This is a genomic window from Microbacterium meiriae, assembly GCF_032364335.1.
Classification (GTDB): Bacteria; Actinomycetota; Actinomycetes; order Actinomycetales; family Microbacteriaceae; genus Microbacterium; species Microbacterium meiriae.
Genome location: NZ_CP133984.1, coordinates 373,559 through 396,841, shown reverse-complemented (window position 1 = coordinate 396,841; position 23,283 = coordinate 373,559). Strand labels below are relative to the sequence as shown.

The window sequence follows — 23,283 nt, the reverse complement described above, 5'->3', positions numbered from 1 at the left end:
TCCGCCGCCCCGGACCGGGTCATAAGCTCGAGGACATGAGCATGCATCCGCAGGGCGCCCGGGCCGAGCTGCTCGCCGCCGCGGCCGACCACTCCTGGAGCGTGCCGATCCCTCCGCTCGCGGACCCGGGCGGCGCCCACGACGCCTCCGTGCTCATCCTCTTCGGCGTCCTCGACCACATCCCCGCACCGACCGTGGACGCGGCGGTCGCACGCGATCTCGACGTCCTGCTGCAACGTCGCGCTCCGACGCTCTCCTCGCATCCGGGCCAGGTCTCCTTCCCCGGCGGACGCGCCGAAGAGGCCGACGCCGACGCGGTCGCCACGGCGCTGCGGGAGGCCGAGGAGGAGACCGGCCTCGACCCTGCCGGCGTGGAGGTGCTCGCCACGCTCCCCGTCATCCCCCTCGCAGCCAGCAACCACCTCGTCACCCCGGTGCTCGCGTGGTGGGAGTCGCCGTCCCGCGTCGTCGCCGTCGACCACGCGGAGACCGTCGAGGTGTTCCGCGTCCCCGTCGCCCAGCTCCTCGACCCGGCGACCCGTTTCACCTCGACCCTGTCCCGTGCCGGCCGCACGTTCCGCGGACCCGCCTTCGACGTGGACGGCACGATCGTGTGGGGCTTCACCGCCATGGTTCTCGACGCGCTGTTCGATGCGACCGGCTGGACCGTGCCCTGGGACACCGCGGACGAGCGCCCGATCGCGCTCTGACCCTCCCGACCTGCGTGCACAACTCAGGAGAACCGCGGCGGATCGGTCCGGATATGCGTCGGATCCCGGCTGCCGCGCCGATCGTCCTGAGTTGTGAACGCGGACCGGCCGAAACCCCGCGCACGTGCCTCGATAGGCTGGACGCGTGAAGATCCTCGTCCTCGGTTCCGGTGCCCGTGAGCACGCGATCATCCTGGCGCTGCGCGCCGAGTCCACCGCGCACGAGATCCTCGTCGCCCCCGGCAACGCCGGCATCGCGCAGGACGCGACCCCCGTCGCCCTCGACCCGCTGGACGGCGCCGCGGTCACGGCCTTCGCGAACGAGCACGCGATCGACCTCGTCGTCATCGGCCCGGAGGCTCCGCTCGTGGCAGGCGTCGCGGACGAGCTCCGCGGCCGCGGCATCCCCGTCTTCGGACCCGGCAAGGCCGCCGCGCAGCTCGAGGGCTCCAAGGCCTTCGCCAAGCGCGTCATGGACGCCGCCGGTGTGCCGACCGGCCGCGCGGTCCGCGCTGCCACGGTCGCCGACGTCGAAGCCGCGTTCAAGGAGCTCGGCGCCCCGCACGTGGTCAAGGCCGATGGACTCGCCGCGGGCAAGGGGGTCATCGTCACCTCCGACCGCGCCGAGGCCCTGGCCCACGCGGAGCAGTACCTCCCGGCCGGCCCCGTCCTGGTCGAGGAGTTCCTGTCCGGCCCCGAGGTCTCGCTGTTCTTCCTCAGCGACGGCGACACGGTACGCGCCCTCAGCCCGGCACAGGACTTCAAGCGTGCCCTCGACGGCGACGCCGGCCCCAACACCGGAGGCATGGGAGCGTACTCCCCGCTGCCCTGGCTCGCGGAGCAGTTCGGCAGCGAGCAGGCGTTCGTCGAGGAGGTCACCCACGACGTCGCGCTCCCGGTCGTCCGACAGCTCGATGCCGAGGGGACCCCGTTCATCGGGCTCCTCTACGCCGGCCTCATCCTCACCCCGCAGGGCGTGCGTGTGATCGAGTTCAACGCGCGCTTCGGCGACCCGGAGACCCAGGTCGTGCTGCCGCGACTGGAGACCCCGCTGTCCCAGCTCCTGTTCGCCGCCGCCTCCGGCACGCTCGAGGACCAGCCGGAGCCCGTGTTCCGCGATGAGGTCGCGATCACCGTGGTCCTGGCGAGCGAGGGATATCCCGAGGCGCCGCAGACCGGGCGTCCGATCGAGGGCCTGACCGACGCCGCCGCGGTCGAGGGCGTCCGACTGGTGCACGCCGCGACCGCCAGCCCCGACGCACCCGGGGGCTCGCTCATCGCGACGGGCGGCCGTGTGCTGAACGTCGTCGCTGTGGCCCCGGACTTCCGCACCGCCCGCGCCCGCGCCTACGACGCCATCGGCCGCATCCGCCTCGAGGGCTCCCACCACCGCACCGACATCGCTGCCCGCGTCGCCCGCTGACCCGCTTCACGTAGCGAATGGCTGCATCCCGAGCGGAAATGCAGCCATTCACGCGACTCGAAAGCCGGGGTCAGAGGACCTTGGACAGGAAGTCCTGGAGGCGTTCGTTCTTCGGGGCGCCGAACAGGTCGGCGGGGATGCCCTCCTCGACCACGACGCCGCCGTCCATGAACACCGTGCGGTCGGACACCTCGCGGGCGAAGCCCATCTCGTGGGTCACGAGCACCATGGTCATACCGCCCTCGGCGAGGTCGCGGATGACCTGCAGCACCTCGCCGACCATCTCCGGGTCGAGGGCGCTGGTGGCCTCGTCGAACAGCATGATCTCCGGGTCCATCGCGAGTGCACGGGCGATGGCCACGCGCTGCTTCTGACCGCCGGAGAGCGACGCGGGCTTCGCGTCCGCCTTCTCCGACAGGCCGACGCGCTCGAGCAGCGAACGGGCGCGGTCGCGGGCCTCGGCCTTCGTCATGCGGCCGAGCTCGACCGGGGCGAGCGTGATGTTCTCCAGCACGGTCATGTGCGGGAACAGGTTGAAGTGCTGGAACACCATGCCGATGCGCTGCCGCACCTCGTCCAGCTTCACGCTCTTGTCCGTGAGGTCGACGCCGTCGATGACGACATGCCCCGACGTCGGCTCCTCGAGCTTGTTCAGGCAGCGCAGGAGCGTGGACTTGCCCGACCCGGACGGGCCGATCACCGCGATGACCTCGCCGTCCTCCACGGTGAGATCGATGCCCTTGAGCACCTCGTTGTCACCGAAGGACTTGTGCAGGTCCCTGACCTCGATCTTGCTCATGCGTTGGCCTTCCTCTCCAGGCGGTTCGCGAGCAGCGTTAGCAGCGTGATCACGACGAAGTAGATGATGGCGACGATCGTCAGCACCTGCGCCGAGAGATACGTCGAGGCGATGATCTGACGTGAGACGAAGGTCAGCTCGGCGAGACCGATGACGCTGATGAGCGAGGTGTCCTTCAGCGTGATGATGCCCTGGTTCACGAACGACGGGATCATGATCCGGAACGCCTGCGGCAGCACGACCTTCCGCATCGTCTTCCAGTGGCTGAGACCGAGCGAGCGCGACGCCTCCGCCTGACCGGGGTCGACCGCCTGGATCCCGCCGCGGATGATCTCGGTCATGTACGCACCGGTGTTCAGCGACAGGGTGATCGCACCGGCGACGAACGGGTCGAACTTGAGGTCGGGGATCAGCTGCGGGATGGCGAAGAACACGAAGAACGCCTGGATCAGGATCGGGGTCCCGCGGAAGACGTAGACGTACGCGGTCGCGATCCAGCGGAACGGCGCGAACTTCGACAGGCGCCCGAAGCCGAAGATGATCCCGAGGATGAAGGCCGCGATCACCGCGACGATCGTGGCGAGGATGGTGAGCCACAGACCCTGCATGAGGGCTGGCCAGTACTTCACCGCGACCGAGATGATGTCGGTGGGCTGCGCCTCCTGCGCGTCGTCGCCCGACGCGAGGTAGGTGTCGACGATCTCGTCGTACTCGCCGGAGTCCTGCAGGTTGGCGAGGCCGGCGTTGAACATCTCGAGGAGCTCGGCGTTCTCGCCCTTGTTCACCGCGAAGCCGTACTCGCCGCCGAGCGCGGGCTCGCCGACGAGGCGGAAGCCCGATCCCTGCTGGATGCCGTAGGCGAGCACGGGGAAGTCCTCGAAGTAGCCGACGGCCTGACCCGCCTTGACCGCGTCGACCATGTCGGTCGTGTCCTGGTAGGGCGTGATGCGGAAGCCGTACTCGTCGGCGTTCTCCTCGGCGAAGGTCTGCCCCTGCGTGCCGGTCTTGACCGCGACGGTCTTGCCGTCGAGGTCGTCGAGGGACTCGATGTCGCTGGACTCGAGCACGCCGAGTTGCACGCCGCTGGTGAAGTACGGGTCGCTGAAGTCGAACGTCTGCTGGCGCTCCTCGGTGATCGACATTCCGGCCATGACGGCGTCGACCTGGTTCGACTGCAGCGCCTGCACGGCGGCGTCGAACCCGAGCTGGCGGATCTCCACGTCGAAGCCCTGGTCCTCGGCGATCGCGCGCAGGAGATCCATGTCGATGCCGACCAGGTCGCCGGACTCGTTCGTGAACTCGAACGGCGCGAAGGTCGTGTCGGTGCCGATGACATAGGTCTCGCCGTCGTCGGCCGCGGTGGCGGGCGCTGCTCCGGCGAGCAGCGCCCCGACGGCGACGAGCGCGGCGAGGGCGGTCGCGCCGGCGGTGCGGCCGAACCGCCGCAGACGGCTCGGCGGAGAGGATGGATGGCGGCTCACGTCGAGTGCTCCTCGGGGTTCGGAAGGGCGACCCGGCGGCCGCCGACCATCCACCCTAACCCTGCACCTCCCGCTCACCGGAATCTCGGCGGGAGGGCGAACCCCGCCGGAACCCGCGCGGACACCGGCGTGTCGGGGCCGCCGCGGTCACGCCGGAGGGGCCGTGGCGACGGGCTCGTCCTTCCGGTCGTGTCCGCGGAGGAACAGCGAGGCGACGAGGGCGATGAGGATGACGCCCGCCGGCAGCAGGAGCGTCTGGGACATTCCCGCAGCGAAGCCCTCGGCGACCTGCGGGGGCAGCGCGCCGCCGCTCGTGCCGGCCGGGGCGTCGGAAAGCCCGGGGAGGTTCGCCTCCAGCCGCGACTGCATGAACGCGGCGATCGAGGCGGAGCCGACAACCGAGCCGATGGTGCGGGTGGTGTTGTAGATGCCCGCGCCGGCACCGGCCTGCCGCGGCGGCAGCTTGCGCGTGGCCGTGGTCGCCAGCGGCCCCCACATGCCCGCGTTGCCGATGCCCATCAGGGCGGACGGCAGCAGGAACATCAGGATGGGGGTGTCCATCGTGGTCAGGGCGGAGTACCAGACCAGGGCAGCCGCGACGCAGATCAGGCCGGGGACGAGGATGAGGCGCGGGTCGACACGGTCCAGGATCTTCCCGGCGACCGGGGCGAGCACCCCCGACAGCACGGCCATCGGAATCAGCAGCATCGCCGCCTCGGTCGGGGTGAGGCCGCGTGCGGTCTGCAGGAAGAACATCATCGGCAGCGACATGCTCGTGACCGTGAAGCCGACCGCGGCGATCGCCACGTTCGCGCCGGAGAAGTTGCGGTCGCGGAAGAGCGCGAGCGGCACGAGGGGTTCGCTGCGGGTGCGGGCCTGCTGCACGATGAAGAGCGCGAGCACCACGACGCCCGCGATGATGAGCCCCCAGACCGAGATCGGCCCCACGATGGTCCCCCAGTCGTACTTCTCGCCCTCCTGTAGCCCGAAGACGATGAGGAAGAGCGCGACGGCGCTGAGCACGACGCCGACCACGTCGAACCGGTGCGGGTGGGTCTTCAGCTTCGGCACGAGGATCCAGGCGAGCACGAAGGCGATGACGCCGACGGGGAGGTTGACGAAGAAGATCCACCGCCACCCGAAGCCGTCGACGAGCAGACCGCCGGCGAGGGGGCCGACGAGAGTGGCGACGCCGGCCGTGGCGCCCCAGAGGCCCATCGCCGCGCCGCGGCGGTTGGGCGGGAACGTGCGGGTGATCACGGCCATGGTCTGCGGCGTCATGAATGCGGCGCCGAGCCCCTGGACCGCGCGGGCAGCGATCAGGCCCTCGAGCGTCGTCGACAGTCCGCACCAGAGCGAGGCGAGGGTGAAGACCGCGAGCCCGATGAGGTAGATGTTCTTCGGCCCGAAGCGGTCGCCGAGTCGTCCGGTGATCAGCAGCGGGACGGCGTAGGCGAGCAGGTAGGCGCTGGTGACCCACACCACGTTGTCGAGGTTGTTTGTGTCGGGGTCGAGGGCGGCCTTGATCGCGGGGTTCGCGACGGAGACGATCGTGGTGTCGACGAGGATCATGAAGAACCCGATGACGAGCGCCCAGAGCGCGGGCCACGGACTCTTCGGCGCGTGACCGGCGGCGAAGGGCCCCGTCTCGGGCCCCGAGGTCTGGCGGGAATCGGTCATTGCTGTGCAGCCTTTCGCTGGGCACGGTAGCGGTCGGTGTCGTCGAAGGCGTCGGGGCCCCAGCGGAGCTCGTCGCCGTCGAGGCGGGTGAGGAGGGAGTCGAGCCAGCGGAGCTCGGCGTCGAGCAGCGCCTCCTGCCGTTCGATCTCGACGAGGACCTGCGGCGGGACGCCCTTGGCGCGGGCGGCGGCGAGGCCGTCGTGGTGGAGCGCGTACGAGGCGACGAGGGCCTCACGCCGTTCCTGCAGCAGCGCGACGGCGTCGTCCCGGTCGAGGTTGTGCGACTCGGCGAGCGCGACGCGGGCGTCGGTCTCGCGGTCGATGCGGGGAAGGGAGCGCCGTACCCAGGCGACCACCGCCTCCCGTCCGGCGTCGGTGAGGGTGTAGGTCGTGCGTTCCGGCCGGTTGCCCTCGCGGTCCGTGCCGACCTCGTCGAGCAGCCCCGCCCGCTGGAGTCGGGCGACGGTGTGATAGAGCGTGCCGTTGGTGACGGTGATGAGCCGGTCGTCGTGACGCGCGCGGAGCAGGCGCACCATCTCGTACGGGTGCATGTCGCTCTCGCGGAGCAGTGCCAGCACCATGACGCCGAGCGGCGTGAGCGCCGCCACCACATCCCTGCTCTTCCCCACGCCTCTCCCCCTCATGCCCTGTCCCCTGCCCCGCACGAATAGTCCACATGGACTATACACCCGCCCCTCCTCCGCCGAGACCCCGTCTTTCCGGCGAGACCCCGGGGTCCCGGCGCGCTCACCCCGGGGTCTCGACGCGAACGCGGGGTCTCGGCGCGGATAAGCACGCATCACCGGGATAATGGGCGGGTGAGCACACCGTCCGCAGGAAACGCGCAGGCCATCCCCGGATGGCGACACCTCTACTCCGGAAAGGTCCGCGACCTCTACGCCTCCGAGGACCCGGCCGACACCCGCATCCTCGTCGTCGCGTCCGACCGGGTGAGCGCGTTCGACGTGGTGCTCTCTCCCGGCATCACCGACAAGGGCGCCCTGCTGACGCGCCTCAGCCGCTGGTGGTTCGCCCAGCTGGACGCGCCGAATCACCTCACGGACGGCGACCTGCCGGAGGAGGTGGCCGATCGCGCCATGCTCGCCCAGTCGCTCGAGATGCTGCCGATCGAGTGCGTGGTGCGCGGGTACATCACCGGCTCCGGCTGGGCCGAGTACCAGGAGCACGGCACCGTGTGCGGCATCGCCCTGCCGGCAGGGCTGCAGAACGGCGACCGTCTACCCGAGCCGCTGTTCACCCCGGCCTACAAGGCGCCGATGGGTGAGCACGACGAGAACATCACGTTCGACCGCGTCGTCGAGCTCGTCGGGGCGGACCGGGCGGCCGAGCTCCGCGACGCCTCGCTCGCGATCTACCGTCGGGCCGCGGCCATCGCCGAGGAGAAGGGCCTCATCCTCGCCGACACGAAGTTCGAGTTCGGGACCGACGCCGACGGCACCCTCCGCCTCGCGGACGAGGTCCTCACGAGCGACTCCTCCCGGTACTGGGACGCTGAGGCCTGGCGCACGGGGTCGACGCCTGCCGAGCGGATGGCGAGCTTCGACAAGCAGATCGTGCGCGACTGGCTCGCGGCGAACTGGGACAAGCAGGGCGAGCCCCCCGTGCTGCCCGACGAGGTCGTCGCCCGGACGGCCGCCCGGTACCGCGAGCTCATCGACCGCCTCGGCGCCTGACACCGCGCTCCCCGCGACCGCGGGGCGCACAGGGAAAACTCAGGAATCGGTAGTGTTGCTCCAGCACTCCGCCCCCGATCCCGAACCCTGAGGAGCCCGCATGGCTTTGTGGAAGCTGCACGGAAACGGCCGCACCGTCGAGCCCGGCGCCGTCGTCACCCCCGAGGAACGTCTGTCCTGGCCCGCGACCATCGCCATCGGCGCGCAGCACGTCGTCGCGATGTTCGGCGCCACGTTCCTCGTGCCGACGCTCACCGGCTTCCCGGTGTCGACGACCCTGCTCTTCAGCGGCATCGGCACGCTGCTCTTCCTCCTCATCACGAAGAACCAGCTGCCCAGCTACCTCGGCTCCTCGTTCGCCTTCATCGCCCCCATCACCGCGGCCGTCGCGGCGGGCGGCACCGGCTCGGCCCTCGCGGGCGTGGTCGCGGTGGGCGTGCTCCTCGCGGTCGTCGGCCTCGTCGTGCAGTTCGTCGGCCTGCGCTGGGTCGACGCCCTGATGCCCCCGGTCGTCGCCGGCGCCATCGTCGCGCTCATCGGCTTCAACCTCGCCCCCACCGCCTGGAGCAACTTCGCGCTCGACCCGGTGACCGCCACGATCACCCTCGTCGCGATCATCCTCTTCGCCGTGCTCTTCCGGGGCTTCCTCGGACGGATCTCGATCTTCCTCGGCGTCGCCGTCGGCTTCATCTGGGCCGCGTTCAACGGCTCGTTCGAGGTGCCCAACCCGCTCCGCGGCGACAAGACCCCCGCCGAGCTCATCGCGGACGCCCCCTGGATCGGCCTCCCGCACTTCCAGTTCCCGGACTTCGTCGAGCCGGGCACCTGGTCGACCATCGCGATGTTCCTGCCCGTCGTGCTCGTGCTCATCGCGGAGAACGTCGGCCACGTGCGCGGTGTCGCGACCATGACCGAGGACCCCGCCATCAACCGCCACACCGGCCGCGCGCTCATCGCCGACGGCGTCGCCACGACCATCGCGGGTGGCTTCGGCGGCTCAGGCACCACGACCTACGGCGAGAACATCGGCGTCATGGCCGCGACCCGCGTGTACTCCACCGCCGTGTACTGGGTGGCGGGTCTGTTCGCGATCCTCCTCGCCTTCTCCCCGAAGGTCGGCGAGGTGTTCAACTCGATCCCCGCGGGCGTGCTCGGCGGGGCGACGACCGCGCTCTACGGCCTCATCGGCATCATCGGCATCAAGATCTGGGTGGACAGCCGCGTCGACTTCTCCCGGCCGGTCAACCAGTACACCGCCGCGGTGTCCCTCGTGATCGGCATCGCCGGGTTCACGATGCAGCTCGGTGACTTCGCCTTCGGCGGGATCGTGCTGGGTACGGTCGCGGCGCTGCTCATTTACCACCTGGGCAACCTCATCGCCCGGGCGCGCAAGACCGGCGCCGACGACCCGAAGCCCCTCGAGCCCGTCGGCCCCCTCGGCGGCGACCCCGCGTAACGCCCGCCCCGCTCCGTCGGGGTGCGTGCGGGACGGCTTTCGCCCCTCTCGCACCCCTCGGAGGCCCGTTTTCGCACCGCCACCGGTTCGCCGGCAGGGACGCGACCCCGGGACCTCACGAGCCGGGATGGAAAACGCCCCTTCCTCTCACGAGGAGGGGGCGTTTTCGCACTCTCATGGGACTTGCTCGCCCGCCTCGAGTGCGGGATCGAAATGGGGCGTTCCGCGGCGGGGGGAGGTGCACTTTCGCACTCCCCCGACGGGAACGTGCCAGCTCGCCGCGGTGCGCGCACGTCCGGCCCACGCGGTGCGGGTCAGCGGCTGCGGGATCGAAAACGGGCGTCGGAGGGACGCGGAAGGGACGTTATTGCACCTGCACGTGGGAGACGCTCCCGGAGCAGAGGACGCGGGATCGAAAAGGGTCGTCCGAAGGGCGCGGGAGGGACGTATTCGCACTCCGCACACCCGGACGGGACGGGACGGGACGGGACGGGACGGGACGGGCGGGGTCAGGCGATCGTGGCGAGGAGGGCGTCGGCGGAGAGGGTCGCGCCGGTGTCCGCGCGAGGGGTGAGGGTGCCGGCGCGGTGCGCGGTGACCGTCGTCTCCATCTTCATCGCGTCGAGCACGGCCACCGGGTCTCCCTCGGCCACCTCGGCCCCGTCGTCGACGAGCCACCGCACGAGCGTGCCCGGCGCGGGAGCCCGGAGCTCGGAGGGGTCCGCCGCAGACACGGGTGCAGCGGCCTCTCCCGCCGGACGGCCGATGCCGGCCAGCAGCTCCGCGGGCAGACCGAGCATCACGCGGCGGCCGTCGATCTCCACCGGGAAGCGCTGCAGTCCGGAGACCGGGGCGACCGCAGGGCGCGGCTGCGACTCCAGCGCCGGGAGCAGCACGGTCTCGATCCACTGGGTGTGCACGGCGAAGGTCGCGGTCGCGAACGCGGGGTCGTCGATGGCGCAGAGGTCGAACGGGATCACGGTCGCCGGACCCTCGACAGCGAGCTCCCGCAGCCCTCGACGCGCCCGCACGAGCGCCGCGTCCCGGGTCTCCGCGTGCACGATGAGCTTCGCGATCATCGAGTCGAACGCGGGCTGCACGGTGTCGCCGACCTCGATGCCGCTGTCCCACCGCACGCCGGGTCCGCCGGGGATGCGCAGGGCGTCCACCCGTCCAGGGCTGGGCAGGAATCCGCGGCCGGGGTCTTCGGCGTTGATGCGGAACTCGAACGCATGCCCGGTCGGAGCCGGGGTGTCGGTGAAGGACGGCCCCTCGCCGAACGCGATCCGGAACTGCTCGCGGACGAGGTCGGTCCCGGTGACCTCCTCGGTCACGGGGTGCTCGACCTGCAGCCGGGTGTTCACCTCGAGGAACGAGATCGTGCCGTCCGCGGCGAGGAGGAACTCGACCGTGCCGGCGCCGCGGTACTGCACCTCGGCGCAGATCGCCCGCGCCGCGTCATGGAACGCCGCCCGCTGCGCCTCCGTCAGGCCGGGCGCGGGAGCCTCTTCGATGAGCTTCTGGTTGCGCCGCTGCATGGAGCAGTCGCGGTCGCCCACGACGACCACGCCGCCGCGCCCGTCGCCGAGCACCTGCACCTCGATGTGCCGCGGGCTCTCCAGGAAGCGCTCCACGAAGCACTCCCCGCGGCCGAATGCCGCGGTCGCCTCGCGGGTGGCCGCGTCGAACGCGCTGGCGACCTCCGACAGCTCGCGGACGACCTTGAGTCCTCGGCCGCCGCCACCGAACGCGGCCTTGATCGCGATCGGGAGGCCGTGCTCCTCGGCGAACGCCACCGCCTCCTGCGGTCCGGACAACGGCTGATCCGTGCCGGCGGCGAGCGGGGCGCCCACACGCTGGGCGATCCGACGCGCGGTCATCTTGTCGCCGAGTGCGTCGATGCTCTCCGGCGAGGGCCCGATCCAGACGAGTCCGGCGTCCTCCACAGCTCGCGCGAACGCGGCGCTCTCGGAGAGGAAGCCGTAGCCGGGGTGCACGGCATCGGCACCGCTGCGGCGGGCCGCGTCGATCAGCGCCTCGACCGACAGGTACGTCGTCGCCGCGGTGTCGCCGCCCAGGCCGATCGCCTCGTCCGCGAGCCGCACGTGCAGCGCGTCGGCGTCCTGGTCGGCGTAGACGGCGACCGACGTGTAGCCGGCCTCGGCGCACGCGCGGATCACGCGGACCGCGATCTCGCCGCGGTTGGCGATCAGCACAGTGGTCATGAGGTCTCCTTGACGGTGAAGCGCACCCGCACACCCGGCGGGAGCTGGGCGGCGAGGTCGAGGCTGCGATCGGTGAGGGCACCGATGATGGGGTAGCCGCCGGTGAGCGGATGATCGGGGAGGAAGAGCACCGGCTGCCCGTCCGGCGGCACCTGGATGGCCCCGGTCACGGCGCCTTCGCTCGGCAGCTCGCCGCCGACCGCCCGCTCCAGGGGCACGTCGCCCTGCAGCCGGATGCCCACGCGGTCCGAGCGCGGCGTGACCGTCCACTCCTGCCCGGTGAGCGCGTCGACGCCGGCGGCGGTGAACCAGTCGTCGCGCGGCCCGAGGGTGATCTCGAGCGCGACCAGCTCCCCGGCCGCGGGAAGCGCGCGCGGCACCGGATCCGGCTCGACGGCGGCCACGGCGGCATCTCCGATCGGGAGGAGGTCGCCGACGGACAGCGGCGCGGGGCCCAGCCCGGCGAGCGTGTCGGTCGCGCGACTGTCGAGCGCCGCGGCCGGAGCGAGCCCTCCGCGGACCGCGATCACGGACCGGAGTCCGCGGTCGGGGTGGCCCAGCGTGAGCTCATCGCCGTCGACGGTCGCGAAGGGCACCCCGGGGAGGAGCGTGCGCTCGGTGCCATCAACGTCGGTGAGCGTGAGCGGGCCCGTGGCGCCGGTGACCGCGGCCACTCCCGCACCGTGGAAGCGCAGCACGGCTCCGCCGACGCTCTCCAGCACGGCCGCGGCGGGGGTGTTGCCCACCGCCCGGTTCGCCGCGTGCATCGCGACACGATCGGCGACGCCGGAGGCCGAGACGCCCAGGGCCGCGAAGCCGGGGCGACCCGCGTCCTGCACGAGGAGCTGCAGCGAGGATCGCACGACCTCGACCGCCGGACCGCCCGCACGGCGGTCGACACGCGTCGCGTCGGCCACCCCCATAGGCGACGCCGCCACGGTCTCCCGCTCCGCACGCACGAAGCGCACGCGTCGACCCGGCGCGAGCAGGGCCGGCGGGTCGCGGTCGATGTCCCACATCTCCAGGGCGGTCCGGCCGATGAGCTGCCAGCCGCCCGGGCTCTCCCGCGGATACACGCCACTGAACGCCCCGGCGAGCGCGACGGAGCCGGCGGGCACCCGGGTGCGCGGCGACGACCGCCGCGGCACGTCGAAGAGGGGGTCGCCGCTCACGGCGTAGCCGAAGCCGGGAGCGAAACCCGAGAAGGCCACGCGCCAGTCCGCGGCGAGGTGACGAGCCACCAGCTCCTCCGCCGAGACGTCGAGGAGCGCGGCGGCCTCGTCGAGATCCTCCCCGTCGTAGCGGACCGGGATGCTGACCTCCCCCGCATCGGGCAGGGCCGCCGCGTCGACCTCGGTCGCGGCGAGCGCCTCCGCGAGCGCGGCGGCCGAGGTGCGGTGCGGATCGAACCGCACGAGCACGGTGCGGGCGCCGGGGATGCGCTCGAGCACACCGGGCATGTCGCTCCACGCCAGATTCAGCCGCATGGCCTGCTCGAGGTCGTCCGCCTCGACGAGCAGCGCGCTGTCGGAGGCCGTGAGGATGCGCATCAGACCCGGTACTCCGCATCCGGAACATCGGTGACGAACATGTACCCCGGGGCGTGGGTGACGGCGAACGGCGGCTTCGACGCCATGATCGCCGCCTGCGGGGTCACACCGCACGCCCAGAACACGGGGATCTCGCCGGGGCGGATCTCGGGGGCGTCGCCGAAGTCGGGCGCCATCACATCGGCGATGCCGAGCGACGCCGGATCGCCGATGTGCACCGGCGCGCCGTGCACAGCCGGGGTGCGCCCGGAGATCTGCACGGCGTCGGCCACGCGGTCCGCGGGGATCGGACGCATCGAGACCACCATCTCGCCGCGGAGGCGCCCGGCCGGCGTGCAGTCCACCGCCGTGCGGTACATCGGCACGTTGCGTCCGAGCTCCTGATGACGGATCGGGATCCCGGCCTCGACGAGCCCCGTCTCGAACGTGAAGCTGCAGCCGATGAGGAACGCGACGAGGCCGGGATGCTCGGCCCACGCCGCCGTCGCGTCGGACACCTCCTCGACGAGCTCGCCGTCCCGCCAGATGCGGTAGCGCCCGATGTCGGTGCGGATGTCGCTGCCCGGCGCGAGCCGCGACTCCACCTCGCCCTGCTCGATCACCTCGAGGACGGGGCAGGGCTTCGGGTTGCGCTGCGCATAGAGGAGGGTCTCGAAGGCCCAGTCCGCGGGCACGGCGATGAGGTTCGCCTGGGTCAGCCCCGGGGCGACGCCGCTGGTAGGCGCGGAGTGACCGGCGCGGTGCGCCGCACGGGCGGCCCGGGCGTCGGCGAGCTGGGCGGGAGTCGCGAGCACCGCCATGTCAGACTCCGGCGAACGGGGCGATGGTGATGCCCTCCGCCTGCAGCAGCCGCTTCGTCTCCGCGGCCATCGCGACGGATCCCGGGCTGTCGCCGTGCACGCAGATCGACTGCGCGGACACGGCGACGTCGGTGCCGTCGATCGCCCGGATCACGCCCTCCGCGGCCAGGCGCACCATCCGCTCCGCCACCGCGGTGGGGTCGTGCAGCACGGCCCCCTCCTCGGTGCGCGAGACGAGCTGACCGTCGGGCTGATAGGCGCGATCGGCGAAGGCCTCCGCCGCGACAGCGAGCCCCGCCCGTTCGGCGACGTCGAGCACGACGCCGCCGGCGAGGCCGAGCAGCACGAGCGAGGGGTCGATCGCCGTGATGGCCGCCACCACGTCCTTCGACTGCCGCTCGTCGCGGGCGATGGTGTTGTAGAGGGCCCCGTGCGGCTTGACGTAGGAGACCCGCCCGCCGATCGCCGCGGTGAGCCCGAGGAGGGCACCGAGCTGGTACTCGACATGTGCCTGCAGCGTGGCCGAGTCGATGTCGACGTTCGTGCGCCCGAAGTTCTCGTAGTCGCGGTACCCGGGGTGCGCACCGATCACGACGCCGCCGGCGACCGCCGCCGCGAGGGTCTCGCGGATGCCCTCCGGGCTCCCGGCGTGGAATCCGCACGACACGTTCGCGCTCGTGACGATCTCGAGCATGCTCGCGTCGTCGCTGACGATCCGGTCGGGGACGTTCTCGCCGAGGTCCGAGTTCAGGTCGATGGTCGCCATGTCGTCACGCTCCGATTCCGAGGAAGGCGAAGATGGGGCCGATCGAGACGGCGCCCATGTACCAGGTGAGGGCGGTCACGACCGTACCCGCGATGAGCAGCCACATCGGGTACTTCCGGTCGCCGAGCAGGTCTCGGCGGAACCAGCCGATGTACATGAACACCGTCAGGCCGATGGGGAGGATCAGGCCGTTGAAGCCGCCGACGAACACGAGGATCGCGGCCGGGGCCGTGCCGATCGCGAGATAGACACCGAGGGACACCACGATGAACGCGACCGTGGCGAGCTGCAGCGGCCAGCCGCCGCGGAGCTTGGCGGTGAACGTCGAGAGGAACGTCGCCGAGGTGTACGCGGCGCCGATGACCGAGCTGATCGCGGCGGCCCAGAAGATCGCGCCGAAGATCCGCAGACCCGCGTCGCCGAGCACCGCGCCGAACGCCTGGCCGGCGGGGTTGGCGGCCTGCGAGGAGAGGTCGAGCGCCACGCCGGAGGCGACCACGCCGAGGATCGCGAGGAACAGCACGTAGCGCATGATGCCGGTCACCAGGATGCCGTTGGCGGCGGCCCGCATGACGGGCTTCGCGTACTGCGGGCCCACGTGGCCGGAGTCGAGGTAGCGGTGGGCGCCGGAGTAGGTGATGTAGCCGCCGACCGTGCCGCCCACGATCGTGGTGATGGTGGCGAAGTTGAGCTGGTCGGGCACGAAGGTCTGGCGCAGGGCGTCGCCGACCGGCGGCTGGGCGATGAACGCGACGACGAGCGTCATCACGATCATCCCGATGCCCAAGACGATGAGCACGATGTCCATCACCTTCCCGGCCTTCTTGACGAGGAAGATGATGATGGCGAGGGCCGCGGTGAGCGCGCCGCCGATCTTCGCGTCGATACCGAGCAGCGCGTTGAGGCCGAGGCCGCCACCGGCGATGTTGCCGATGTTGAACGCGAGCCCGCCGATGACGACGAGGACGGCGATGACGTGGCCGGAGAACGGGATGGCGCTGTTGGCGAGCTCGCCGGCGCGCTTGCCGGACGAGGTGATCATGCGCCAGATGTTCAGCTGCACCGCGATGTCGACGAGGATCGACACGAGGATGGCGAACGCGAACGCGGCTCCCATCTGGGCGGTGAACGTCGCGGTCTGGGTGATGAAGCCGGGACCGATGGCGCTCGTCGCCATGAGGAAGATGGCGCCGATGACGGCACTGCGGCCGGCGCGCTTCTTCGCGTGGGCGGCGCGGGCTTCGTCCTCGGGGGTGAGGGCGGGGGCGGACTGCTCGGACATAGGGGGTCCCATCGTCGTTGGTGGGTGTCGGGTGACCCCCAGTGTAGAACGGACAGAACCCGATTGTTCAACAATCATGTTTCCGTCGTGCTACAGCGCGGTTGCTTTCGTGTGATCATCGGCACGATCTCCCGCACCGACCGCGCCTACGATGAAGGCATGAACCAGCAGGGCCCGCTCGCCGACGTGCTCCGTCAGCGCATCATCGACGGCGACGTCGCCCCGGGCTCCCGGCTGTCCGAGTCGGCGCTGTCGGAGAGCTTCGACGTGTCCCGGAACACCCTGCGCGAGGCGTTCCGGGTGCTCGCGGAACAGGGACTCGTCGAGCACATCCCGCACCGCGGCGTCTCCGTGGCCTCGCCCTCGATCGCCGACGTCATCGACATCTACCGGGCTCGCCGGGTCATCGAGTGCACGGCTCTCCGGCAGTCCGAACCGGAGCATCCCGCCGTCCAGCGCATGACCGATGCGGTCGCCGCGGCCGAGGCCGCCGTGGCCGGGGTCTCCCCCGACGACACGTCCGCCTGGCGCGCGGTCGGCAGTGCCAACATGGCGTTCCACGTCGCGCTGGTCGACCTCGCCGACAGCCCGCGCCTCGCCCGCACCTACCGGAACGTCGCGGCGGAGCTGCGCCTCGCATTCCTCAAGATCGACGATCCCCGCGCGCTGCACGAGCCGTTCGTCCGGAAGAACCGCGCCGTGCTCGACACCTTCCTGACCCGTGGCGCCGAAGCCGGGGCGGCGGAGCTGGAGAGATATCTCGTGCAGTCCGAGCGGGTCGTGCTCGGCGCCTTCGCGCGGATGCAGCTCGGCTGAGCGGGGTCCGCGGCTCAGGTCGCGTCGGTCCGGAGCGCCGCGGTCGCGCGGGGGCGGGGCTCCTCGCCCCGGTATGACGCCGGCACGCCCGGCAGCGCAGCGTCCGGCTCCGGCAACCCGTACCGGCGGTGCAGCCAGCGCCGCGCGTCCTCGAGCGGATACGTGTCGCCGAAGACGCAGTACTTCACGAACACCCCCTCCAGGGTGCTGCGGAGCATGACCTCCTCCAAGGCCGGGTCCTCGGCACCTCGGGCGCGGAAGACGGCGCGCACGGCGTCCTCCGCGGCCGTCGCACCTTCGGCATAGCGCTGCTCCGATTCCGCGAACAGGCGATGCGTCAGCGGCTGCTGCTGCATGGCGAGCACCGCGCGCTGCAAGGGCATCGCGAAGGCCGTCGCACCGATCGCCCCGTCGATGATGGCGGCGAGCATCTCGTCGGGCGTGCCCTCGACCTGCGCGAAGGCCAGGATCGTCTCGAACCAGCGGTCGATCACCGCGGCGACGAGCTGGTCCTTGCCGCCGAAGTGATAGTTCACCAGCCCCTGCGCCACTCCGGCGCGACGGGTGATCTCGGCGATGCCCGCCCCGGCGACGCCCCGTTCGCTGAAGACCTCGATCGCCGCCTGGAGGATGTTCTCCCTGGCGCGTTCGCGGGCCAGACGGTTCTGCTCATCCGATCGCGCCATACGGCATCCACCTTTCGGGTCCGGCGGAATTCCCTCACGGGCCGTCTCGGGATAGATTAATCACTGAATGCTCGTTCAACCTATGGAGGGTGCGAGCACTCGCGGCGCGGGGGCTCGCCGCAGCAGCCACGGACGCGTCTCCAGCCGATGGAGGGGGAGGCGGAGATGCGTCCGTGGCCCTCCTCGACCTCCGGCATACGACGACGGACCGAGGACCAGGCCCGGTCGTCGACCACCGGTGCCGACGTCCGGCCGAGCGCCGACGAGACCTTCGACGGTGGCCCATCGGGCAGATTCCTGACCTGAGTGCAGAAAGCGCACGATGGGCCGTGTCGCGCCTTGACCCCGTCGAAACGGCGCGGTTAGCGTGAGCGGGCTTCGGCCCCTCGGTGGCAGCGATGCTCACCGTCCGGACCGGAGACCGCTCGCCCACCGGACGCGCGGCACCGCTCAGATCGAAGAGGATCTTCCATGCGATTCACCAAGAAACTCGCGCTCGCCGCCACCGCGGCGGCCGCGCTCAGCCTCAGCGCGGTCATCCCCGCCACGGCCGCGTCGCCCGACGACTCCGCGCCCTCGTACCAGGAGTTCGCGTCGTCCACCTACCGGGACATCGACGGTGCCTACGTCGTCAACGGCGACGAGGTGATCTCCGGCAAGAAGGAGCTGCGTGCCTTCTACGACCGGCTGATCGGCCCCGAGACCCGCAACGACGGCCTCATCGTCAACACGGTCAACAACATCGACGACAAGTGGTCGGCGTCGCAGGTGGCCAACCTCACCTACTGCGTGAGCACGAAGTTCGGCAGCCGTCACGCCGACGTCGTCCGGGCGATGGAGGGCGGCGCCGCGCTCTGGGAGTCCGCGTCCTCGAAGATCGACTTCCGGTACGTGAGCAGCGCGGACGCCAACTGCACCACGCGGAACAACGCCGTCGTCTTCTCCGTCGAGCCGGTAGCCACGACGCAGTACATCGCCCGTGCGTTCTTCCCCAGCACGCCGGCCCGGCAGCAGAACGTGCTCATCGACGACTCGATCTGGAGCGCCGGAGCGTGGACGCCGACGAACGTGCTCGGCCATGAGCTCGGCCACGTGCTCGGCTTCCGCCACGAGCACACCCGTCCGGAGGCCGGCACCTGCTTCGAGGACAACAACTGGCGTCCGCTCACCCCGTACGACTCGTCGTCGATCATGCACTACCCGCAGTGCAACGGCAGCTCGGACGACCTCTCGATGACGACTGCCGACCGCACCGGCGTCGTCTCCCTCTACGGGAACTGAACCGTCGCCGCAGCTGCGGTGGCTCCCTCGAGGCCCGGTCGTCCGCGATCGGGCCTCACCCGTGTCCGGGCTCGACGCGGCTCAGGCGGAACCGCGGACGACGAGCTCCGTCGGCAGGATCGTGGTGCGCGGCGGATCCTCCCCCGCGAGCCGGGAGAGCAGCACCTGCGTCATCGCCTCGCCCTGGGCGTACATCGGCTGACGCATCGTCGTCAGGGGCGGATCGGTGGTCAGCGCCACCGACGAGTCGTCGAAGCCGACGAGCGCGATGTCCTCCGGCACCCGCACCCCGGCGCCCCGCAGCGCCGTCAGCGCCCCTCGGGCCATGAGGTCGCTGGCGACGAAGATCGCGTCCGGTCGCCCTTCCGCGAGCAGCCGGCGGGCGGCGTCCGCTCCGCTCGCCTCGCTGTAGTCGCCCTCCTCCTCCGCGAAGGGGGTCAGCCCCGCGGCGGCGAGCGCGGCGCGGAACCCCTGCACGCGGTCGGTCGACGACGGCATCGTGAGCGGACCGGAGATCGTGGCGATGCGGGTGCGTCCGATGTCGACGAGGCGCTGCGTGGCCGCCCGTGCCCCGGCGACGTTGTCGACGTCGACCACGTAGTCCCCCTCGGCGCGGCGCACCGGGCGGCCGCCGTAGACGACGGGGACCGCGTCGGCGATCCGGTCGACGAAGGCGTCACTCGTGTGGTGCGACACGATGAGAGCACCGTCGACGCCGCCGTTGCGCACGAAGCTGGTCATCTTGTCGCCGGGGTCGTCGCTCGCGATCAGCAGGTTCAGGAGGTAGTCGGAGCTGCGGAGGGCGCCGGTGATGCCGGCCACGATGGCCGCGAAGAACGGGTCGCCGAAGAAGCGCGACGTGTCCTCGGGGACGATGAGGGCGATCGCGTGCGTCTGCCGGGAGGCGAGGGAGCGCGCGGCCCGGTTCGGCACGTAGTTGAGCTCGTCGATCGCGGCGCGCACGGCGGCGAGCGCTTCCGGGCTGACCGCCGTCGACCCGTTGACGACCCGCGACACGGTCGACCGGGACACGCCGGCGGCCGTCGCGACCTCCTCGATGGTCGCCCGGGGCGACATCATCGCTTGCTCTCTTCCATCGCCCCATTCTCATCCACCCGGACCCTCGCCCGTGAAAATCCCCGCTTCGAATCGCCCGATTGGTCCCATCTCGGCCGCGGATGGAGCCAATCGGGCGATTCGAACGGGTCAGAGGGAGCGCGCGGCGATGATCCGGGCGTACTCGCGGCCGGAATCCTTGACCGTCCGCTCCTGGGTGTCGTAGTCCACGCGGACGATCCCGAAGCGCTTGTCGTACCCCCACGCCCACTCGAAGTTGTCGAACAGGGACCAGTAGAAGTAGCCGCGCACGTCCACACCGCTGTCCCTGGCGTCCAGCACGGCGTCGAGGTGCGCGCGCAGGAACGCGGTGCGGTCGGCATCGGGCACCCGGGTCTCCCCGTCCGCCACCACGACCGTGTCGTCATAGGCCGCGCCGTTCTCCGTCACCGAGAGCACGACCCCCGCGGGCTCGGCGTACTCGGTCCACAACCGCTGCAGCAGTCGCGTGAGTCCCTCCGGCTGGACCTCCCAGCCCTGGGCGGTGCGGGGCAGCCCGCGCTCGACCGCGTGGATGCCCTCGTGCGAGGGGTACGGGCTCCGGGTCACGTGTGCCGTCTCCGGGCCGCTGGAGACCGGGGCGTCGTCGGGCCCCGTGCCGGACACGAGGTCGCCGTGGTAGTAGTTCACGCCCTGCGTGTCGATGGGCTGCGCGATCGTGTCGAGGTCGCCCTCGTGCACGGCCGCCTCGAACCGCGCGACCGCGTCGGGGTCCACCGCGCGGATGTCCTCCACGGTGTCGGCGGGATACGCGCCGCGGTAGATGGGGTCGAGGAACCAGCGGTTGAACTGGCCGTCCAGCCGCCGGGCGGCGTCCACGTCCGCGGGGTTCTGCGGGTCGGCGGGATCGGCGACCGTGTGGTTCAGCGTGATGCCGAGGTTGAGGGAGGCATCGCGACCGCGGAGCTCGCGCACCGTCGCACCGTGCGCGAGGAGCAAGTGGTGCGAGGCCAGCAGTCCCTCGGCGATGCTCGTGTGCCCCGGGGCGTGCTCGCCCCCGGTGTAGGAGAGGAAGGACGAGCACCACGGCTCGTTGAGGGTCGTCCACACGTTCACGCGGTCGCCGAGGGCGTCGTGCATGGTGCCCGCGTACTCCAGGAAGCGGTCGACGGCGTCACGGTTCGTCCAGCCGCCGACCTCCTGGAGGGCTTGCGGCATGTCCCAGTGGTAGAGCGTGAGCCAGGGCAGGATGTCGGCCGCGAGGAGCTCGTCGACCAGACGGCTGTAGAAGTCGACCCCCGCCTGGTTGACCGCGCCGCCGTCCGGGCGCACCCGCGACCACGAGGTGGAGAAGCGGTACGTCTGCAGCCCGAGCTGCTTCATCAGCGCGACGTCCTGCGGGTACCGGTGGTAGTGGTCGCACGCCACGTCCCCGTCGTCGCCGGCGACCACGGCCCCGGGCACCCGGCAGAAGGCGTCCCAGATGGAGGCCGTCCGTCCGTCCTCGAAGGCGGCACCCTCGATCTGGTAGGCCGCGGTCGCCGCGCCGAAGAGGAAGTCCGAGGGGAAGGCACGCGTCATAGGGGTCATCCTTTCACCGCGCCCGCCATGATGCCACTGACCAGCTGCCGCCCCGCGATCACGAAGAGCACGAGGAGCGGAAGGGTCGCGAGCACCGCGCCGGTGAGCACGATCGAGTAGTCGATGTAATAGCCGGACTGCAGCTGGCTGAGCGCCGTCTGCAGCGTCGGGTTCTGGGGGGAGAGCACGATCAGGGGCCAGAGGTAGTCGGTCCAGGCGGTCATGAACGTGAACAGTCCGAGGATCGCCATGGCCGGCCGCGCCGCGGGCACCCCGACGGTGAGGAACGTGCGGAACTGGTTCGCGCCGTCGACCCTGGCGGCCTCGATGAGCTCGTCGGGGATGACGTCCACGAGGTACTGCCGCATGAAGAACACCCCGAACGCCGTGACGAGGGTCGGCACGATCACCGCGCCGATCGTCCCGGTCCAGCCGAGCTCGCGCATCAGCATGAACAGCGGGATGATGCCGAGCTGCGTGGGGATGGCCATGGTCGCGATCACGAACACCATGAGGCCGTCCCGCCCGCGGAAGCGCAGCTTCGCGAACGCATAGCCGGCGAGGGTCGAGAACGTGACGACGGAGATCGTGATGATCGTCGAGATGAGGAACGAGTTGCCGAGCGCGAGCCAGAACGGGATCGCATCGAACACCTTCGCCGCGTTCGCGAGGAAGTTGCCGCCGGGGACGAGGGGCAGGGTCTCACCGCGGGTCGCGTTCGTCCCGCTCGCGACGACGAACGACCACCACAGCGGGTAGGCGCCGCCGATGACGAAGGCCGCGAGGAGTCCGTAGGTGAGGAAGCCGGGGCGGCTGCCGAGGCCGGCGCTCCCGCTCGCGGCGCCGCGCCGGCGGCGGATCCGCTCCGGCACGCTGAGGGCCTGGGTGGCGGTCATCGCGCCTCCTCCTTTCCGGTCGGGCGGATGCGGCGTCGGGCCGCGCGGTTCTTCGGGGCGTCTCCGGTGGCGATGCGCCGGGAGATCAGGAAGTTGATGAGGCCGATCGCGACGATGAGGAGGAACAGCAGGATCGCGACGGCCGAGGCCTCGCCGAGGTTCCGGCGGAAGAACGCCAGCTCCCAGAGGAACAGCACGGTGGTCTGGAACTGCCGATCGCTGCCGCCGATGCCGCCCGCGGTGGAGACGTCGAACAGACGCGGTTCGGCGAAGATCTGCAGGCCGCCGATGGTCGCCGTGATGATGACGAAGATCAGCGTCGGACGGATGGTGGGGATCGTGATGGCGAAGAACCGCCGCACAGCCCCGGCACCGTCCAGGGCGGCCGATTCGTAGAGGTCGCGCGGCACGGCCTGCATCGCGGCGAGGAGGATGAGGGCGTTGTAGCCGGTCCAGCGGAAGTTCACCATGACCGCGATCGCGATGTGCGACAGGAACGTGTCGTGCTTCCACTGCTGATCGGCGATGCCGACGAGGTTGAGGAGGTTGTTGGCCAACCCGTCCGCCTCGTTGAAGATGCTCGAGAAGATGATCGCCACGGCGACCGGCGTCACCACGAAGGGGATGAGGACGCTCATCCGCCAGAACGTCGGCGTCCGCAGTCCGCGGTCCAGCAGGTACGCGATCACCAGCGCGACGGCGAGCTGCGGGATGGCGGAGAGCAGGAAGATGCTCAGCGTGTTCCGGATGGAGTTCCAGAACATGCCGTCGCCGAGGATCGCCGCGAAGTTGCCGAAGCCGACGAAAGGCCCCTCGCCCTTCAACAGATCCCACTCGTGCACCGCGACCCACACCGTGTACAGCAGCGGGAAGAGGCCGATGAGCCCGAAGAGGAGGAAGAACGGGGAGATGTAGAAGTACGGAGAGGCGCGGTGGTCGAAACGGGAGACGCGGGTGCGCCAGGAGCGTCGCGGCGGAGCGTCCGCCGCCACGGGGGCGGCGGCCTGCGGCTCCGCCGGCGGGGCGGTGAGGGTCATGGGCGTGTCCTTTGCCGGGGCTTCGACAGGCTCAGCCACCCACTCGGGGCGCTGAGCGTCCACT

The 23,283-nt window shown here is 71.0% G+C and carries 20 protein-coding genes; 6 read left to right on the top strand and 14 right to left on the bottom strand.

What is annotated here, in order from left to right:
• Window positions 1-35 precede the first annotated feature (35 nt).
• Window positions 36-710, top strand: a complete 675-nt coding sequence (locus RI211_RS01850; protein WP_315638046.1) for an NUDIX hydrolase — start codon at window positions 36-38, stop codon at window positions 708-710.
• Between the two features lie 145 nt (window positions 711-855).
• Window positions 856-2,133 (top strand): phosphoribosylamine--glycine ligase, encoded by a 1,278-nt coding sequence (gene purD, locus RI211_RS01845; RefSeq protein WP_315638045.1) that lies wholly within the window; start codon window positions 856-858, stop codon window positions 2,131-2,133.
• Between the two features lie 70 nt (window positions 2,134-2,203).
• Here the strand turns inward: purD and RI211_RS01840 are convergent, their stop codons facing one another.
• From RI211_RS01840 to RI211_RS01825, 4 genes are all read right to left on the bottom strand, one after another.
• Entirely contained in the window at window positions 2,204-2,932 is a 729-nt protein-coding gene (locus tag RI211_RS01840) for an amino acid ABC transporter ATP-binding protein (RefSeq protein ID WP_315638044.1), read from the bottom strand.
• Entirely contained in the window at window positions 2,929-4,413 is a 1,485-nt protein-coding gene (locus RI211_RS01835) for an amino acid ABC transporter substrate-binding protein/permease (RefSeq protein WP_315638043.1), read from the bottom strand. The genes RI211_RS01840 and RI211_RS01835 overlap by 4 nt, the downstream gene beginning before the upstream one ends.
• 147 nt (window positions 4,414-4,560) lie before the next feature.
• The gene (locus RI211_RS01830) at window positions 4,561-6,093 is read right to left on the bottom strand and encodes a DHA2 family efflux MFS transporter permease subunit (RefSeq protein ID WP_315638042.1); all 1,533 of its coding nucleotides are present in this window, start codon (window positions 6,091-6,093) and stop codon (window positions 4,561-4,563) included.
• Window positions 6,090-6,722, bottom strand: a complete 633-nt coding sequence (locus RI211_RS01825; protein WP_313366664.1) for a PadR family transcriptional regulator — start codon at window positions 6,720-6,722, stop codon at window positions 6,090-6,092. Before RI211_RS01825 ends, RI211_RS01830 begins: the two co-directional genes overlap by 4 nt.
• A gap of 189 nt (window positions 6,723-6,911) precedes the next feature.
• On the opposite strand from RI211_RS01825, the gene RI211_RS01820 reads away from it, so the two are divergent.
• Together RI211_RS01820 and RI211_RS01815 are read left to right on the top strand one after the other, a co-directional pair.
• Complete coding sequence (locus RI211_RS01820; protein ID WP_315638041.1) at window positions 6,912-7,787, top strand: phosphoribosylaminoimidazolesuccinocarboxamide synthase; 876 nt, start codon at window positions 6,912-6,914, stop codon at window positions 7,785-7,787.
• A 100-nt stretch (window positions 7,788-7,887) separates the two neighbouring features.
• Complete coding sequence (locus RI211_RS01815; RefSeq protein WP_062766125.1) at window positions 7,888-9,243, top strand: uracil-xanthine permease family protein; 1,356 nt, start codon at window positions 7,888-7,890, stop codon at window positions 9,241-9,243.
• A gap of 509 nt (window positions 9,244-9,752) precedes the next feature.
• On the opposite strand, the gene RI211_RS01810 is transcribed toward RI211_RS01815, so the two are convergent.
• From RI211_RS01810 to RI211_RS01790, 5 genes are read right to left on the bottom strand one after another with little or no spacing between them, the layout of a single operon-like run.
• Window positions 9,753-11,468: an acetyl/propionyl/methylcrotonyl-CoA carboxylase subunit alpha gene (locus RI211_RS01810; RefSeq protein WP_315638040.1), complete on the bottom strand. Its 1,716-nt coding sequence runs from the start codon at window positions 11,466-11,468 to the stop codon at window positions 9,753-9,755.
• Entirely contained in the window at window positions 11,465-13,018 is a 1,554-nt protein-coding gene (locus RI211_RS01805; protein ID WP_315638039.1) for a 5-oxoprolinase subunit B/C family protein, read from the bottom strand. Before RI211_RS01805 ends, RI211_RS01810 begins: the two co-directional genes overlap by 4 nt.
• Window positions 13,018-13,818: a putative hydro-lyase gene (locus tag RI211_RS01800; RefSeq protein ID WP_315638038.1), complete on the bottom strand. Its 801-nt coding sequence runs from the start codon at window positions 13,816-13,818 to the stop codon at window positions 13,018-13,020. The genes RI211_RS01805 and RI211_RS01800 overlap by 1 nt, the downstream gene beginning before the upstream one ends.
• A gap of 1 nt (window position 13,819) precedes the next feature.
• Entirely contained in the window at window positions 13,820-14,584 is a 765-nt protein-coding gene (locus RI211_RS01795) for a LamB/YcsF family protein (RefSeq protein ID WP_315638037.1), read from the bottom strand.
• A 4-nt stretch (window positions 14,585-14,588) separates the two neighbouring features.
• Window positions 14,589-15,866 carry an NRAMP family divalent metal transporter gene (locus tag RI211_RS01790; RefSeq protein ID WP_315638036.1) on the bottom strand — a complete coding sequence of 426 codons (1,278 nt, stop codon included), beginning with the start codon at window positions 15,864-15,866 and terminating at the stop codon, window positions 14,589-14,591.
• A 159-nt stretch (window positions 15,867-16,025) separates the two neighbouring features.
• On the opposite strand from RI211_RS01790, the gene RI211_RS01785 reads away from it, so the two are divergent.
• Window positions 16,026-16,682 (top strand): GntR family transcriptional regulator, encoded by a 657-nt coding sequence (locus tag RI211_RS01785; RefSeq protein WP_187663077.1) that lies wholly within the window; start codon window positions 16,026-16,028, stop codon window positions 16,680-16,682.
• Window positions 16,683-16,696: 14 nt separating this feature from the next.
• On the opposite strand, the gene RI211_RS01780 is transcribed toward RI211_RS01785, so the two are convergent.
• Window positions 16,697-17,368, bottom strand: a complete 672-nt coding sequence (locus RI211_RS01780; RefSeq protein WP_315638035.1) for a TetR/AcrR family transcriptional regulator — start codon at window positions 17,366-17,368, stop codon at window positions 16,697-16,699.
• 471 nt (window positions 17,369-17,839) lie between these two features.
• Between RI211_RS01780 and RI211_RS01775 the strand changes: the two genes are divergently transcribed.
• Window positions 17,840-18,649 carry a M57 family metalloprotease gene (locus tag RI211_RS01775; protein ID WP_315638034.1) on the top strand — a complete coding sequence of 270 codons (810 nt, stop codon included), beginning with the start codon at window positions 17,840-17,842 and terminating at the stop codon, window positions 18,647-18,649.
• Window positions 18,650-18,730: 81 nt separating this feature from the next.
• Here RI211_RS01775 and RI211_RS01770 read toward each other — a convergent pair whose 3' ends face one another.
• From RI211_RS01770 to RI211_RS01755, 4 genes are all read right to left on the bottom strand, one after another.
• Window positions 18,731-19,726: a LacI family DNA-binding transcriptional regulator gene (locus RI211_RS01770; RefSeq protein ID WP_315638148.1), complete on the bottom strand. Its 996-nt coding sequence runs from the start codon at window positions 19,724-19,726 to the stop codon at window positions 18,731-18,733.
• A gap of 129 nt (window positions 19,727-19,855) precedes the next feature.
• Window positions 19,856-21,286: a GH1 family beta-glucosidase gene (locus RI211_RS01765; RefSeq protein WP_315638033.1), complete on the bottom strand. Its 1,431-nt coding sequence runs from the start codon at window positions 21,284-21,286 to the stop codon at window positions 19,856-19,858.
• Window positions 21,287-21,291: 5 nt separating this feature from the next.
• Window positions 21,292-22,182, bottom strand: a complete 891-nt coding sequence (locus RI211_RS01760) for a carbohydrate ABC transporter permease (RefSeq protein WP_315638032.1) — start codon at window positions 22,180-22,182, stop codon at window positions 21,292-21,294.
• Window positions 22,179-23,219 carry a carbohydrate ABC transporter permease gene (locus tag RI211_RS01755; protein WP_187663072.1) on the bottom strand — a complete coding sequence of 347 codons (1,041 nt, stop codon included), beginning with the start codon at window positions 23,217-23,219 and terminating at the stop codon, window positions 22,179-22,181. Before RI211_RS01755 ends, RI211_RS01760 begins: the two co-directional genes overlap by 4 nt.
• Between the last annotated feature and the right edge of the window lie 64 nt (window positions 23,220-23,283).